Here is a 14,907-nt window from a genome sequence, read left to right as displayed (position 1 = left end):
CGAGGCCGTTTTGAGTATGGTAAGTTAGCGGAGTAACGTTTAGCTTGTTGAAAAGGTGTGAGGAAAGAACCGTCTGATTGGCGGATTCCCTTGTTTAAATCCTTGTTGATTCCTTTTTGTTCAATTAATACATGAGTTTTAGGAATATAACCATCAATAAAACTGGTCTTGTCGAGATGAACTTCATCTTCGAATTCTATGTATTGAATTGGATCCCTAACCCCCAGAACATCAGAAAGCAAGGCTATCCAAAATGCCTGACTTTGGCCTTTCTCGTACCCCTTATCTTCCCAATATTCGCTGAAATTTTTGGCTGCTTTCTTTTGCTCTGCTACTTGCATGGCTGTATCTCCCTCAAGATGATTGATAATTATATTTTAGCGTATTATTTGGTGTGTTACCACGGAAGCGGATAATGCTGTTCATATTGGATGATATATAGAAGGATTTTATCGAGTTAGTACATTAGTATTCACAATAATTTTACAAGTCAAAACCGTTATTTTATAGCATATGTGTAATAATAAATGGGATTAATAAAACGGTTTTGGAAGTTAATAAAGCCTCGCTATTATTAAATTTGTCATGTGATGTAATTACTGATAGCATGGGAGTTGGATAATAACCAGTGTGAATATTTTGAGGGGGAATTTTTATGTATAAAAGTAAGTGGTATCGATTTGCGTTCTTGCTTCCGCTGGTTGCCTTAAGTGTTATGGTTGAAAGTCAGCATTCTACTAGTGCTGATACAATTTCACAGGCAACTGGCAAAGCTCTAACTACACGAGCACAACCTGCCAGTATCAAGCCAATTTCAAATCAAATGAGTTCAGTAGGTTTGAGTAAAGTATGGGATAGCGGCGATATTGGGACTGCACATTGGGAAATTACAGATGGTGCGGTGGCTGGGACTCAGACTCTAACTATTGACGGTGGCGTGGCATACTCACAGCCACACTACGGCAACGTTCCAGTCGGATATTACCCGTGGGATCTGGTAAAGTACAATATTACAACTTTGAATATTACTGGCCCATTGCAATTGCGAGGAGATACAACAAGAAATTTATTTTGTCCATTGAGTGATTTAAAAACAATAACCGGTATGCACTATCTGGACACATCATTGGCGACAAATATGAGTGGAATGTTTGGTTCAGCATCAGGATTCACAAATTCCGACATTTCCTACATTAACACATCAAACGTCACAGATATGTCTGCCATGTTTGCAGAAAGCTCATTGCCTGAAAATCCAGATTTATCAAGGTTTGATACTCGAAAAGTTACCAATATGTTTGCAATGTTCCGGAATATTCCAAATTTAACAAGTCTTGATTTATCCAACTTTGATACGCACAATGTGACGACTATGACGGATATGTTTAAGCAGGATACTAATTTATGGAAGTTAAAACTCGGCTCAAACGCTGTTCTGTCTCGGGATACAAAGTTGCCCGAAGCTCCAGCGTTTGGAACTTCAATTCCAGATCCCGACCACCCGGGTTATGTCGTTGGTCCCAAAACATCTGATGATCCAAAGTGGCAGGATATCGGAAGTGGGACAGATCACAATCCCAATGGTCCAAAATATTATTCTGGTGACATATCGCTCGCAACACAAAAGGCAGACTTTAGTGGTGGCACGTATGTCTGGCAACAGGGGCCTTCTGTCCCTGACCAAACGGCTATTGACGTTGATCAAAGTAAGACCATCGACAATGGTGAAACGTTTGATCCAAGTACGGTATTTAACTCTATCACGAAACCTGATGGTACAAAGATTACTAACTTTAATGACGCCAAAGCAGCTGGTTTAACGGTTTCAGGTGATACCTTTGACACCAAGGATACTGGTGACCACACTGTAACGTTTACGTATAACGGCAAGACTGCTACAACAACAGTTACAGTGCTACCTCCTGTTGTTGACCAAACGGCAATCGATGTCGATTCAACTAAAACTATCAATAACGGTACATCATTTGACCCAAGTTCAGTTTTCCAATCAATTACCAAAGCTGATGGCACAAAGATTACTAATTTTAATGATGCTAAGGCGGCTGGAATGACTGTATCGGGTGATAACTTCAGCACAACCGCAACTGGTGACCACACCGTAACATTTACCTACAACGGAAAGGCGGCCACATGTAAGGTGACTGTTCTACCAGTAGTGTCAGATCTGACGGCTATTGATGTTGACGGTTCTAAAGTCATCAATAATGGTGATGCATTCTCTGCGCAATCAGTTTTCCATTCAATCACTAAACCAGATGGAACGAAAGTAACTGATTTTAACATCGCCAAAGCCGATGGAATGACCGTTTCGGGTGATAACTTCAATACGTCAGTTCCTGGAAACCATACAGTGACATTTAGTTATAACGGTAAAACTGCGAAAACTATTGTTTCAGTCCTGGCAGTTAATGATAAGACCTCTCTCAATGTTCATGATGTTGTCCTAAATATCGGCGATAATTGGAATCCCTCTTTAGGCTTCACATCGGCAACTGATAAGTTTGGTAATGTGATTGCTTTCGGTCAAATAAGTGCATCTGGATTTGTCAACACGAGCGTGGCTGGCACTTATCAAGTTACCTACACTTATGGCGGCATTATTAGAACTATTTCCGTATATGTCCAAGCCAAAAACACACCAATTAACCCTATTCCAGTACCACAACCGAATAATAATGGTGGCAGCACTAGCAACAATGGCGGGTCTTCAAGCTCAAATAATACCAATGGCAACAACCTACCAACCTATGTTGCATCGAAGGGATCGGTTGTATATGCTGGGAAGAAGATCTACATGTATAAGAATGGCACGTTTAAGAAATCGGAGCGAATTGCCAAATATCCAAAGCAAAAGCGTGTAGATCGTCCAATGTTTGTTGTTACTGGATATGCTCATTCTAGTGATGGAATTTTGCGGTACAAAGTTCGTGACGTCAACCATGGCAGCAAAACAGCAGGTAAAACAGGCTACATTACAGCAAACCGTAAGTATGTTACCAAAGTCTACTATCAGTCGATCCCATGGGATAAGACAATTACTGTCATTAGTCCTAATGGTGTTCACTCGTACAAGCATAAGAACCTAACTGAACGAGCTAAAACGTACAAGAAAGGTACTCACTTGCGTGTAAAGGCGATCGTTAAGCATAACTTGACTACCCGTTATAAGCTCACCAATGGCCATTACATCACAGCCAACAAGAAGTTGGTTATTCAAGGTAAGTACTAAACAAATAGATTTAATATGTGAAAAGATCCCCGACACAAAAAATGCCGGGGATCTTTTTTGAGTTCATAAAATGATGATTTTATCATCATTCAAATGATAAAGACTGATCATAATGCGAAGTTCTCACAGGAAATAAGAAATAATGTAATATTATTTTAAAATTATATAGTAAACGCTTACAAAGTATGATATATTCATTCTGTGAAGTATTTCATAAATACTTACTAATATCAATATAAAGGAGATTGGTTATTATGCGCTATGATTTTGATGATAAAGTAATTATTGTAACAGGCGGAGCAAAGGGGATTGGAAAGGAAGTCGTCAAGGGTATACATAACGGCGGCGGAAGAGTTGCTCTTTTAGATATTGACGATGATGCTGGTAATCAGACTGTCAACGAAATGGGCCAAGGTAATAAATATTACCACATGGACCAGTCCGATCGTGACGAAGTAAACAAGGTATTTGCACAAATTATTGACGATTTTCATAAGATCGACGGACTAATTAACGTTGCTGGAATTATTAGTGCCAAACAATTTGATGAATTATCTCCAGAGGAATGGGATCGAACAATTAAAATTAATTTAACTGGGCCCTTCAATACCGTAAAGGCAATTTGGGCTCATTTCAAAGAAAATGGTGGTGGACGAATCGTTAATGTATCTTCGGTTGCCGGGAAAATTGGCGGAGGATTATTAGGTACCGTTGCATATGCCTCGTCTAAGGCAGGGTTGAACGGGTTCACCAAAGCGATCGCAAAAGAAGGCGGGAAATTCGGTATATACGCAAACGCTGTTGCCCCATCATTTACACATACTTCAATGACAACATCTCTTTCGGAAGATCCGGTTAAGAACAAGAAGGTTGTTAGCATTATCCCATTGGGACGGCCAGCAGAACCTATTGAGATTGCACAGATGATCCTATTTTTCGCATCTGATGCAGCAAGCTTTATAACGGGTGAGATTGGCGATGCCGATGGCGGTGTTGTAATGGACGGTTAGATTGGAGCGATGATTATGACGGAAACAATAAAAAAGAAAAAAAGATTCTCGATTCCTGGTGGTAACATTATTATTCCCATGTTTATTGGAGCGACGATTAATAGCTTTTTCCCTGGGCTGTTGAAAATCGGTGGCTTTACAACACCACTCGCCACAGGTTCAGGAGCGCTCGTTGGTGCTTTCTTATTTGTTATTGGTGGTACGATTTCTTTCAAATCAACTCCAGCAGCAGCAAAACGTGGCGGAACGATTATACTTACCAAGGTTGCCATTTCAATTATCCTTGGTCTAATCGTTGGAAAATTGCTTAATGATAATTTCTTAGGGTTAAGTGCGCTGGCTATTATTGGAGCAATGTCTGGTGCAAACAATGCGATGTATGCTGGTATTGTTCATGATTTTGGAGATGAAGTTGATGAAGGAGCGGTTGGGATCACTATTCTGAGCGTCGGCCCATACGTAACAATGATTGCCCTTGCTTCATCTGGGTTGGCATCCTTCTCCATTGTCACATTATTAGCTACCATTCTTCCATTACTGGTAGGAATGATATTAGCAAATCTCTTCCCGGCTGTTAAAAAGATTCTTACTGATGGTATGAATGCATCCATTGTTGTCGTGGGTTTTGCTTTAGGATGTTCAATGAACTTTAGCCAGATATTCATTGGTGGTGCTAGTGGAATTCTGCTTGGTGTAGTTGTTACATTGGTTGGTGGAGCATTTACTATTTGGACAGATAAATTAACTGGTGGTTCTGGTGTCGCAGGAGCCGCAATTTCGAGTACGGCTGGTGCAGCGATGGCAACACCGGCAGCATTATCCGCTGTAGACGCATCATATAAAGCGATTGAAGCTACTGCAACTGCCCAGATCACTGCAGCAGTGGTGGTAACTGCAATTTTGACCCCAATGTTAACCGCTTGGGTGGCAAAAAGGAACAAGGCACGTGCTCTTGGGAAAACACCTATTACTGAGCAAGAGTCCGTTTCAGATAAGTAACATCTTGTAAGGGTGTAATATGGTGATGTAAACCATTTTGCTAAACACTGGAGTTAAATAAACAAACGACTATTTGAGAACATTTTATACAATGGGAAGCACCTAATATTATTAGGTGCTTTTGTGCTGCAGATATTTAGAGCGTTATACATGTGAGTTGGTTACCAAATTCTGATTTTATTAATTAAAATTTTAAGGAATAACAGTAAATGTATTTTAATTTCGTTATAGGATTCAGTCATAATCAAGTTTATAATTAAAATAAATAGATTAAGCGGAGGTATACATGTGAATATCGTTTGGCCAATAACATTTGTGTTTTTCTTTTTAACAGAGGCAACATTTTTAACCTGGACGAAACTATTGAGTTATCCAATGAGTATTAGTACAGTTATTTGTTATCTTGGTTTTGCAATATCATTTAATGTGGCAATCTTGTTCTATAGTCCTTTATCAATAACGATCACGAAAACTTACATTGGGCTTGTACTTGCTTTAACTGTAGATTATTTCCCATGGATGTTTAACTCGTTTATACTTAGAAAACATTGGGGTGACGATATAGTGTCAATGTATTCTTTCAATAAGTGGATTTCTTGTCTTTTGTTTGTTATAACTGGACTATCGAGTATAGCTATTTTTTATTAATATTACATGAGGTGATTAAAATGGCAGCAGACCCAGTAAGTATTTTATTTAAGAGAATTGGAAATGATATGTATCCACGGAGACACATAAAAGTAAGCGGACAGATTTTGGAGGCAAGCCGTAATGAACCAGGGGAATTTGTAAATTTTGTTATGCAGCTAGACATGTATCTTGGAAACTGTATTAGACAAGCCGAAAATTCATATAGACATGATCCTGAAGCAAGCAATGGCGAGAACTTTCCATCTATTTCCAAAAATATACGGACTTATATTTTGTCAAGCCCTGATTTTTGCTGGATGCTATATCGTAGAGAACATAAAAAGTCTGAACACCAATGACCAAGTGGCTGAGACGTAATTGGAACACACCATACTAGGATGGAAAGTGGGTATTAGCATGCTTCAAATACGGTTTGATGAAATTGGAATTCAAGATTTAGCGGATCGTTTTCCAATGATTGGAAGTACAGGAAATTTTGAAAAAGATTTAAAACGTGTTGCAGATTCATATGATCTGACGGTGTTCAAGGGTGGTGAAATGCAAGTAAAAGGGGCAATAGCCATCCTTGCTGCAAGTACTACATCACAAGTTTTTAAAAATATTGTTTTTGCTGGGAAACATGAGGGCCTATATTTTGTTCTTTACTAAGATCGACCTAGGCATAATAGTTGGACGGAATAGGTTGATTCAAATTTCTTTAACTAACACTTGACAAACGAGCAAACATAGATTAGATTAAACTTACATTAAAAAGCAAGGATTAGTCTAAGTAGTTTCTAATAAACAGAGATCATCTTTAAGCTGAAAGGATGAACAGAGAAACGAAACACAGCTGATCGCAGGCAGGTTGAACAATGGTTTTGCCATTAATTAGATTTGCACGGTTCTCATACCGTTATTATGATAAAGTTATTTAACTTACTGAGGCAGTAATCGTGAGATTGCTGTAAATCAGAGGTGGAACAGTGATTAATTCGCCCTCTCAAAGCATATTGCTTTGGGAGGTTTTTTGCTTTTTAAAATATGAGTGTTCAAAAAATAGGGGTGTTGAATATGAAAAAAAAATTATGGATGTCGTTACCAATTTTATTAGTCAGCTTGGTGTTAACAGGGTGTTCAGGCAATGGTAATAAATCGAGTAGCGACAGTAAAGAAGCGCGGGTAATGGAACAAGCAGATATTTCTGCACTGGACCCGTCACTAATTACAGATGTTGGCGCATTGGAAACAGTTAATAATTCCCAAGAAGGATTGTATCGAATGAAAAGCAGCACGGAGGTTGAACCCGGAATAGCCAAAGATATTGTTAATCCATCTAACAATGGGAAAACATACACTTTTAAGTTACGGCCAGGCTTGAAATGGAGTAATGGAGATCCGCTAACTGCTCAGGATTTTGTCTATGCATGGAGAAGGACTGTTGCACCAAGTACGAAGTCTCCAGTTGCTTACATGTATTTAGTAATCAAAAACGCATCTCAAATTGAGAAGGGCAAGATGTCACCTTCAAAGTTAGGGATCAAGGCCATCAACAAAACTACTTTACAGGTCAATTTGAGCAGGGCAACACCATACTTTAAATATTTATGCGCAGGTGTTCCCTTTTTACCGCAGAACAAAAAAACAGTGGAAAAGTATGGAAAAGCTTACGGAACCTCTTCAACTCGAATGGTTTACGACGGCCCGTTTGTAGTACAAGGATGGTCACCATCTACAGAAACCTGGACGCTTAAAAAGAATCCAAACTACTGGGACAAGAATAAAGTGAAGTTAAATAAGGTTAAATTTGTAGTTACCAAAAATCCACAAACTGCTTTGTCGCTCTACACATCTGGGAAACTTGATAATATTACGTTAGCAGGACAACAAGCATCGCAAGAAAAGAATAACAAAGGATATTTAAGTTACCCGAGTGGTGAAATCGATTATATTGCTTATAATTTTCGAAATAAAGCATTGCGTAACATTAACATTCGAAAGGCAATTTCATTGACAATCAACCGCAAATCCCTTGTTAATAATGTTCTAAAAAACGGTGCCAAGGTACCAACCGGCATCGCCCCATCTGATATTGCAAAAAATCCATCTAATGGAAAAGACTTTGCAGAAGAAAATACTGTAAAACAAAGTACAGAATTTAATCCCAAACTAGCACAAAAATACTGGAAAAAAGGAATGTCCCAGTTAAAAGCCAAGAAACTTTCATTAAAATTGGTTTGTTATGATGTTGACTCGTTCAGGAACACCGCAGAATACGTGCAATCTTCTGCTCAGAAATATTTAAAAGGGTTGTCTATTAACATCAATGTTCAACCGAAAGTTCAGGCTATCACTACAATGCAAAGTAAGAAAGGGTATGATCTGGGATTTTCAAACTGGATCGCTTCTTTCCCTGATCTTTCAGAATTTTTCCAGCTATTAGACACCGGAAATGCAAACAATGCAGGGAATTATAGTAATTCAAGATTTGATTATTACTATGCTCAAGCTAACGGGAAAGACTCAATGAATCCGCAGAAGCGATATAACGACTTCCTTAAAGCAGAAGAAATTGCCTCCAAAGACCAGGCTGTAATTGACATTAATCAAGGACAAACTGTTAGACTAAACAATCCAAAATTGAAGGGAGTGGCTTACGCTGCCGCCCAAGGAATCACACTAAAGAATGCTTACATGACCAACAAGTGAAAGGGGTACAACTAATGAAACCAAATATAATTGTTAATTCATCAGATATCTATAAAGACTGGAATTATTTACACGAACACGGTGAAACTGCATTTCAAGAGGTTGAAACGACAAAGTATCTTGCAAAACGGTTATCCGAAATGGGTGCCTCTTTTGAATTATTTGAAAATATGACCGGAATGATTGTTACTTTAGGAAGCGGATCACCAGTTATCGGTGTTCGGAGCGATATAGATGCTTTAAAACAAACCTATAAAGGGAAAACTAGTGTATTTCACTCATGCGGGCATGACGCTCACATGTCAATTGTCTTGGCACTAGTTCAGTACTTCGTGAACAATCCAGATAAACTAAAAGGAACTTTGAAAGTAATATTCCAGCCTGCTGAGGAAACTGTTACAGGTGCAGAGAAGGTTATTAAAAGCGGTAAATTGCCACATCTAGATGTTCTATATGGTCTGCATGTCACCCCCGAGAGCGAAGTTAGAGCAAAACAAGCGATGCCAATGCTACCAGCGGCTGCAACACGAACTTTATGGTTAACTATCCGTGGAAAAGCTGCCCATGCTGGGACTCCGCAACTTGGTGCCAATGTGATTGATGCATTTACTAATTTAAATGAAAAACTTCGCAGGATAAAGTTGAATACCAATCTGCCATATTCTGTGACGACAACAATGGTGCATGCTGGTGAATCATCTAATATTGTCCCTGACTACGGGACGTTTGCCATTGATTTTCGTACCCAGACAAATGAATTGATGGATATCTTGGAAAAAGAAATCTTTGATGCAATCGATAGTGCTCAAGAGGGGGATATAAAAATAAGTATTGATGGAAACGATCTTTCACCAGCAGCCATTCCAAGCGTGAAAGCAAATACAGTTATGGAACAGTCTATTATAGATATTTTGGGAGCAGAAGGTGTTGTTGAACCAAAGCCCAATCAAGGGGGAGATGACTTTCACTTTTATGCATATGATGGGCTGGCCAAAGAATCGACGATGCTTGGATTAGGATGTAATTTGAATCCAGGGTTGCATATTCCAAACATGACTTTTGAGAAGTCATCTATGATTGACGGGGCTAAAATAATGATCGCTGCAGTCAAAAATACCCCGAGCGAGTTTGATTAATCGGTTTTAGGTATCCTTTTTGCTGAACGATTATGAATACCAATCATGATCAGGACAATTAAAGAGATGATAATCAAAAACCCTGAAGTTAGGAAAAGAGACTCATAAGATACCACATCTATAATGACCCCACCCATGACAGGACCGACCGCTCTTCCTAGGGACATGAATACATTATAGATACCTTGATAATATCCTCTTGCTTGGGGTGAAACAATTGTATCAATCCAAGCAGGCAAACCGGGGAAGGCAATCATGTCTCCAAATGTAGTGATAATCATTGCGATCAAAAAGGCTTCGTAGGTTCGTGCAAAAATGAGAAATATAAATGACACTGCAAAGATTGAGACACCAATGTATATTTGCAAGCTCATCCGAATATATACGCCCAGTCTATTAACAAGAGGCTGAAAAAGAACAATCATAAAACCATTAATGGTCCAAAGTAAACTGTACTTTTCGAATGAAATATTCAAGCTAGTCATTCGAACGGAGATTACGCTTTCCCATAATGCGTATGCAGAATAAACAGTAAGAACAACAAAACAGATTCCGGTAATTAGTTTTATATGTGAGACGGGTTCTTTATGAACACCGCCTTTTTGTTTTGGCTGTCTGATTTGTCTTATGTCCACATTTAGATAAAGAAGAGTTATGGCCAATAAAATTAAATAAAATATTGTGGCGGCAGAGTAAACAATTGAAACTCCAAACCCTAGAAGAAAGCCAACCAGCAATGTTCCAATAACAATTCCTAAATTTACACCAATATAAAGTAGATTAAAAATAGTTCTTGATGAACGAGATGAAGAGCTGGCAGCATAAGAATTTAGAATCGTCATGCAAATACCGTCACCAAAAGCTACGAGAACCAACAAAACAGAAAAAATTGGCCACCCGTTAAAAAAGATTAATAAGAAAACGGAAATCAAAGAAATCGAGGAACCCAAAATAGCGGTTTTAAATGGTTCCCAGCCATCAAATAGTTTGCCTCCAAGATAATTACCAATGATCATTGAAATTGACATTGCAAGCATGACAAATCCGGCCAGCGTCAAAGACTTGTGCAAATAATTATGCATATATACGGTAATAAGTGGCCACATAAAAGAGGCCCCTGCGTTAAGTAAAATTGAATAGACAACGAGTGAATAAAAATTTATGTGTTTTCGTTTCATGAAAATTCCTCATACTTTCTGTTCGAGAACAGTAATTATTGTAATTGGGTATAATCTCAGCAACCCTAATAGGGCCCCGCGTACGCGCTCCCGGCAAGAAAAATGATTTATTAAGTTTATTATAGAATAAAATCGGAAATTTGTAGACCGATATCTATTGATTTAATAATGAAAGTTAACTAACTTGGTAATAATGACCAGCCACGTTGACAGTGATGTGATAGAATGAACATGTCGTCAGGAATTAAAATATCCTTTCTCGATAATTGCACGCATGCAATTTAATAAGAGAGCACTTTAGAAAACAATTGTTTCTAAGGTGCCTTTTTATTAAATTATGTTTCTATGTGAAAATTATAGAAACTGACAGAAAAATATTGTGATTAGATATTGCTTAAACCTTATAATATTTGGTTATTTTACAGGTAAACAACAAATGCAATGAATAAGTATCCTTTTTCACAATACATATTGTAATTTGTGCATTTTAGTGCAATAATTATTTTCGGGGAAAGCGCTTGCTATTGTTCTGTTTACATTTTTAAATTTTTAAATTTTCCCCAGGAAAATTGAATAGGAAGGAAGTCTGATCTATGGACGACGCTGAACGCGCTAAAAAGGCTGAAGCCGGCAAAATGGGTTTTGTTGGCCTTGTGGCTCTTTGTGTTAGCGCTATGGTAGGTTCGGGTGTTTTTGACTTACCAAAGAATATGTCGCAAGTTGCTGGTGTGACCGCCCAGATGCTTGCTTGGATTACCACGGCGATTGGAATTTGGTTTATTGCTGAAACATTTGTTATTTTAAGTGATGTGAAGCCAGATCTTCAAGCCGGACTGTATAAATACGGCGAGGTTGGATTTGGTCCATTCACCGGATTCTTTACCGCATGGGGCTACTTTGTTTGTGAATGTGCTGCTAATGCGGCCTATGCTGTTCTCACCATGAGTACTTTGGATTACTTCTTCCCTGGTACTTTTACAGGAGGGAACAATTGGCCATCAGTTATTGGTGCGTCAATTATCACATGGGCATTAACCGCCCTTGTTCTGCGTGGGGTTGAAGTCTCAAGCTCTGTTCAGAAGTTTGCTACTGCTATTATGCTTGCCGTTGTTGTTGTATTCCTTGTTACAGTGATTGCACATTTCAATTTAAATACATTTACAACCAACGCCAATGCCACTCAATCAATCCCTTCACGCGGTGACAAGCCTATGGGTAGCGTTATGCACCAGTTGATGTCAACTATGATGGTTACACTCTGGCTGTTTGGTGGTGTCGAAGGTGCTGTTGTTATGTCAGGAAAAGCTCGAAATCCTCGACAAGTGCCAAAGGCAACTATTACCGGATTCATTATCTGTATTATTATGTACACATTAGTCGGCATGCTTTCATTGGGTGTTTACTCATATGGACAGCTAGCTCATTTAACTTCACCTTCAACTGCATATATTTTAACAGATTTATGGCATAGTACTATTGGACGTGATGTTATTACTGTTGCACTGTTGTTTGCTGTATTCTCAAGCTGGATCTCTTGGATTCAAATGCTTGCAGAATTACCACAGCATGCTGCTTCTGAAGATGGTGCGTTCCCACGAGCATTCGCACACGTTTCCAAGCGGAATGTTCCTGACTTTTCTGTTATCATGGCAACGTTAGTAATCCAGGTAATTATTATAATTGCTCATTTTGATTTAAACGCATATCAAATGTTATTAACTGTTGTTGGAACAATGACAGTTCCGCCATATTTGATCTCAGAAATGTACCTGATCAAAATTAGCCGTAAAAAGGGCGAATTTGATTCTGCCGCCAAGCATTCTCCACGGAAGGCCCTTATCATTGCATTGTTAGCATTTGCATATACATTGATTATGGGTATTTCAGCCGGAATTAGATATACTGCTATTGCATTTATTGCTTATGCACTTGGAATTCCTTTCTATATCTGGGCTCGTAAACAATACAAAAAAGTCATGTTTACAAAGGGAGAAGCTGTGTTCGCTGTAATTATCGTTGCGGTTGCAATTTACGGCGTGTACGCTTTAATAGCATCTTAGTTTCATTATTCATTTGAAAATTATTTCATACTTTGTGTATTCCTTTTTGGAAGAGGCAATAAAGATTTCACGATCTTTGTTGCCTCTTCTTTTTACAATAACGAAATGTAATCGCCTATGTGACGGGCATTCATGTCCATATTAAATTAGATTTACGTTAATATTCCATTATAATTTTGCCAATTTTCTCTAGGGACTTGTAAAAAAATGAACAAGTGGTAACATTAACGTGTAAACAGCAATGAAGCGCTTTCTTGTGGTTTTAAATTTCTTTATTTTAAATGGAGGTAACAATTATGTCAGAGTTTGATAAGAAGTTGAACACACTTGGGGTTGACCGTATCTCAGTGAGTCCATACAAGAAGTGGTCCAGAGGCTATATGGAACCAGGTAATATTGGTAACGGATACGTCTCCGGACTAAAAGTCGATGCAGGTGTTGTTGATAAAACTGATGATATGATCCTTGATGGTATTGTTTCGTATGACCGTGCGGAAACTAAAAATGCCTATATTGGACAAATTAACATGACTACCGCATCAAGTTTCTCTGGTGTAGGAGGAACAGTTCTTGGATATGACATTCTTCGTAACCCAGAAGTTGATAAGGCTAAGCCTTTATTTACTGAAAAGCAATGGGACGGTAGCGAGTTACCAATTTACGACGCAAAGCCTCTGCAAGATACATTGGTTGAATACTTTGGTACCAAAGACGATATGCGTCATTATCCAGCTCCTGGTGCTTTTGTATGCTGTGCTAACAAAGGTGTCACTGCAGAACGTCCAAAGAATGATGAAGACATGAAGCCAGGCCAAGGCTATGGTGTATGGTCTGCTATTGCAATTTCATTTGCTAAGGATCCAACTAAGTATTCAAGTATGTACGTTGAAGATGCCGGTGTTTGGGAAACTCCAAACGAAGACGAACTTATTGAATATCTTAAGGGCCGTCGTAATGCTATGGCTAAGTCAATTGCAGCCTGTGGTGAAAATACCGCCGGTGAAAATGGTGGTGCCGTATTTACTAGTTCATGGATCGGATTTGCACATGCAATGATGAAGCCTGGACAAGTTGGAAATGCCATTACTGTTGCACCTTATATTGCAATGCCTGTTGATTCAATCCCTGGTGGATCAATTTTGACCCCAGATACTGATATGGACATTATGCAAAACTTAACTATGCCAGAATGGCTGGACAAGATGGGTTATCAATCCCTAACTAAGGATGGGAATATTAAGTACTAATCAGGTACGACTAATATTTACAAACTTAACAAACTAGGGAGATAACTATGATTAACGTGAGTGTTGCTAACAATAATACCATTGAGTCTGTCATTCCTGACAAATTTATGCCAAGCTTTATCAGTAAATATATAGCAGATATTCCAGATAAAATTAGCCAGGTCATTCTCAATAAAATGTCAGATGGAAGTGAGGTTTATCTAACTTCTATGAAGAATGTTTATCTCCTTACTTCACATGGAATTTCTGCTATGAAAAAGGACGCTGTAAAAAGTGCTCATTTTAAAAAGGGTGTCCCACATGGTTCAATTTGTTTAGAGTTTAAGGATGGAACTATGTGGAATCCTAAAAATATACTTGCTGGTCGTGCGTTTGATTTTGTTCAAGACACGAAGCCTAGGGATATTAACGTTGCTGGTTATGACCATACCGTACGTGGCGAGTTCCCTCAGCTTTTAGATCCTGATCACGCAGAAGAGGTTGATAAACTCCGAAAGTGGATGCAAGATGGTCACATCAGTCATTATCAATATGATGATGCCAACCCAGTCTTACCAAAGGCTGGCAAGTAAAAATTGCTTTAATTACTCGATAATGCCATGAATATTTAATATTTATGTTGACTTTCTAATAAAACCGGGTATCATATAGTTAATTAGTCTTGAGTAGATAAAAGAACATCGTTGTA

At 38.5% G+C, this 14,907-nt stretch carries 12 protein-coding genes; 10 read left to right on the top strand and 2 right to left on the bottom strand.

Annotated features, from left to right (window positions below; genetic code table 11):
• Window positions 1-341: type IIL restriction-modification enzyme MmeI (locus FC51_RS09755; protein ID WP_338092705.1), on the bottom strand; the 341-nt coding region annotated here is incomplete at its 3' end.
• 314 nt (window positions 342-655) lie between these two features.
• Here FC51_RS09755 and FC51_RS09750 point away from each other — a divergent pair.
• The 7 genes from FC51_RS09750 (at window position 656) to FC51_RS09715 (ending at window position 9,734) form a co-directional block, all read left to right on the top strand.
• Window positions 656-3,250, top strand: coding sequence for a bacterial Ig-like domain-containing protein (locus FC51_RS09750; RefSeq protein WP_057911291.1), 2,595 nt, complete (start codon window positions 656-658; stop codon window positions 3,248-3,250).
• Window positions 3,251-3,504: 254 nt separating this feature from the next.
• Window positions 3,505-4,260, top strand: coding sequence for an SDR family NAD(P)-dependent oxidoreductase (locus FC51_RS09745; protein ID WP_057911290.1), 756 nt, complete (start codon window positions 3,505-3,507; stop codon window positions 4,258-4,260).
• Window positions 4,261-4,275: 15 nt separating this feature from the next.
• Window positions 4,276-5,259, top strand: a complete 984-nt coding sequence (locus FC51_RS09740) for a 2-keto-3-deoxygluconate permease (RefSeq protein WP_057911289.1) — start codon at window positions 4,276-4,278, stop codon at window positions 5,257-5,259.
• 668 nt (window positions 5,260-5,927) lie between these two features.
• The gene (locus FC51_RS09730; protein WP_057911287.1) at window positions 5,928-6,248 is read left to right on the top strand and encodes a hypothetical protein; all 321 of its coding nucleotides are present in this window, start codon (window positions 5,928-5,930) and stop codon (window positions 6,246-6,248) included.
• 58 nt (window positions 6,249-6,306) lie between these two features.
• Entirely contained in the window at window positions 6,307-6,558 is a 252-nt protein-coding gene (locus tag FC51_RS09725; protein WP_057911286.1) for a hypothetical protein, read from the top strand.
• 405 nt (window positions 6,559-6,963) lie between these two features.
• Window positions 6,964-8,598 carry a peptide ABC transporter substrate-binding protein gene (locus tag FC51_RS09720; RefSeq protein WP_057911285.1) on the top strand — a complete coding sequence of 545 codons (1,635 nt, stop codon included), beginning with the start codon at window positions 6,964-6,966 and terminating at the stop codon, window positions 8,596-8,598.
• A gap of 14 nt (window positions 8,599-8,612) precedes the next feature.
• Window positions 8,613-9,734 (top strand): amidohydrolase, encoded by a 1,122-nt coding sequence (locus tag FC51_RS09715; protein WP_057911284.1) that lies wholly within the window; start codon window positions 8,613-8,615, stop codon window positions 9,732-9,734.
• Here FC51_RS09715 and FC51_RS09710 read toward each other — a convergent pair.
• A complete protein-coding gene (locus FC51_RS09710; protein ID WP_057911283.1) occupies window positions 9,731-10,912 on the bottom strand; it encodes an MFS transporter in 1,182 nt (393 codons plus the stop codon). The genes FC51_RS09715 and FC51_RS09710 overlap by 4 nt on opposite strands.
• 593 nt (window positions 10,913-11,505) lie before the next feature.
• Between FC51_RS09710 and hdcC the strand changes: the two genes are divergently transcribed.
• The 3 genes from hdcC to hdcB all read left to right on the top strand — a co-directional run bounded on the left by hdcC (window position 11,506) and on the right by hdcB (window position 14,791).
• On the top strand, window positions 11,506-12,972 hold the full coding sequence (gene hdcC, locus FC51_RS09705) for a histidine-histamine antiporter (protein ID WP_057911282.1): 1,467 nt from the start codon (window positions 11,506-11,508) through the stop codon (window positions 12,970-12,972).
• Window positions 12,973-13,268: 296 nt separating this feature from the next.
• Window positions 13,269-14,219 carry a histidine decarboxylase, pyruvoyl type gene (gene hdcA, locus FC51_RS09700; protein WP_057911281.1) on the top strand — a complete coding sequence of 317 codons (951 nt, stop codon included), beginning with the start codon at window positions 13,269-13,271 and terminating at the stop codon, window positions 14,217-14,219.
• Window positions 14,220-14,266: 47 nt separating this feature from the next.
• Entirely contained in the window at window positions 14,267-14,791 is a 525-nt protein-coding gene (gene hdcB, locus FC51_RS09695; RefSeq protein WP_057911280.1) for a histidine decarboxylase maturation protein HdcB, read from the top strand.
• The last annotated feature ends 116 nt before the right edge of the window (window positions 14,792-14,907 follow it).

The sequence above is a fragment of the Lentilactobacillus parabuchneri DSM 5707 = NBRC 107865 genome, from assembly GCF_001435315.1.
Lineage (GTDB): Bacteria > Bacillota > Bacilli > Lactobacillales > Lactobacillaceae > Lentilactobacillus > Lentilactobacillus parabuchneri.
Note: the sequence above shows the minus strand (reverse complement) of the source record. Positions and strands in the feature narration are given on the sequence as shown.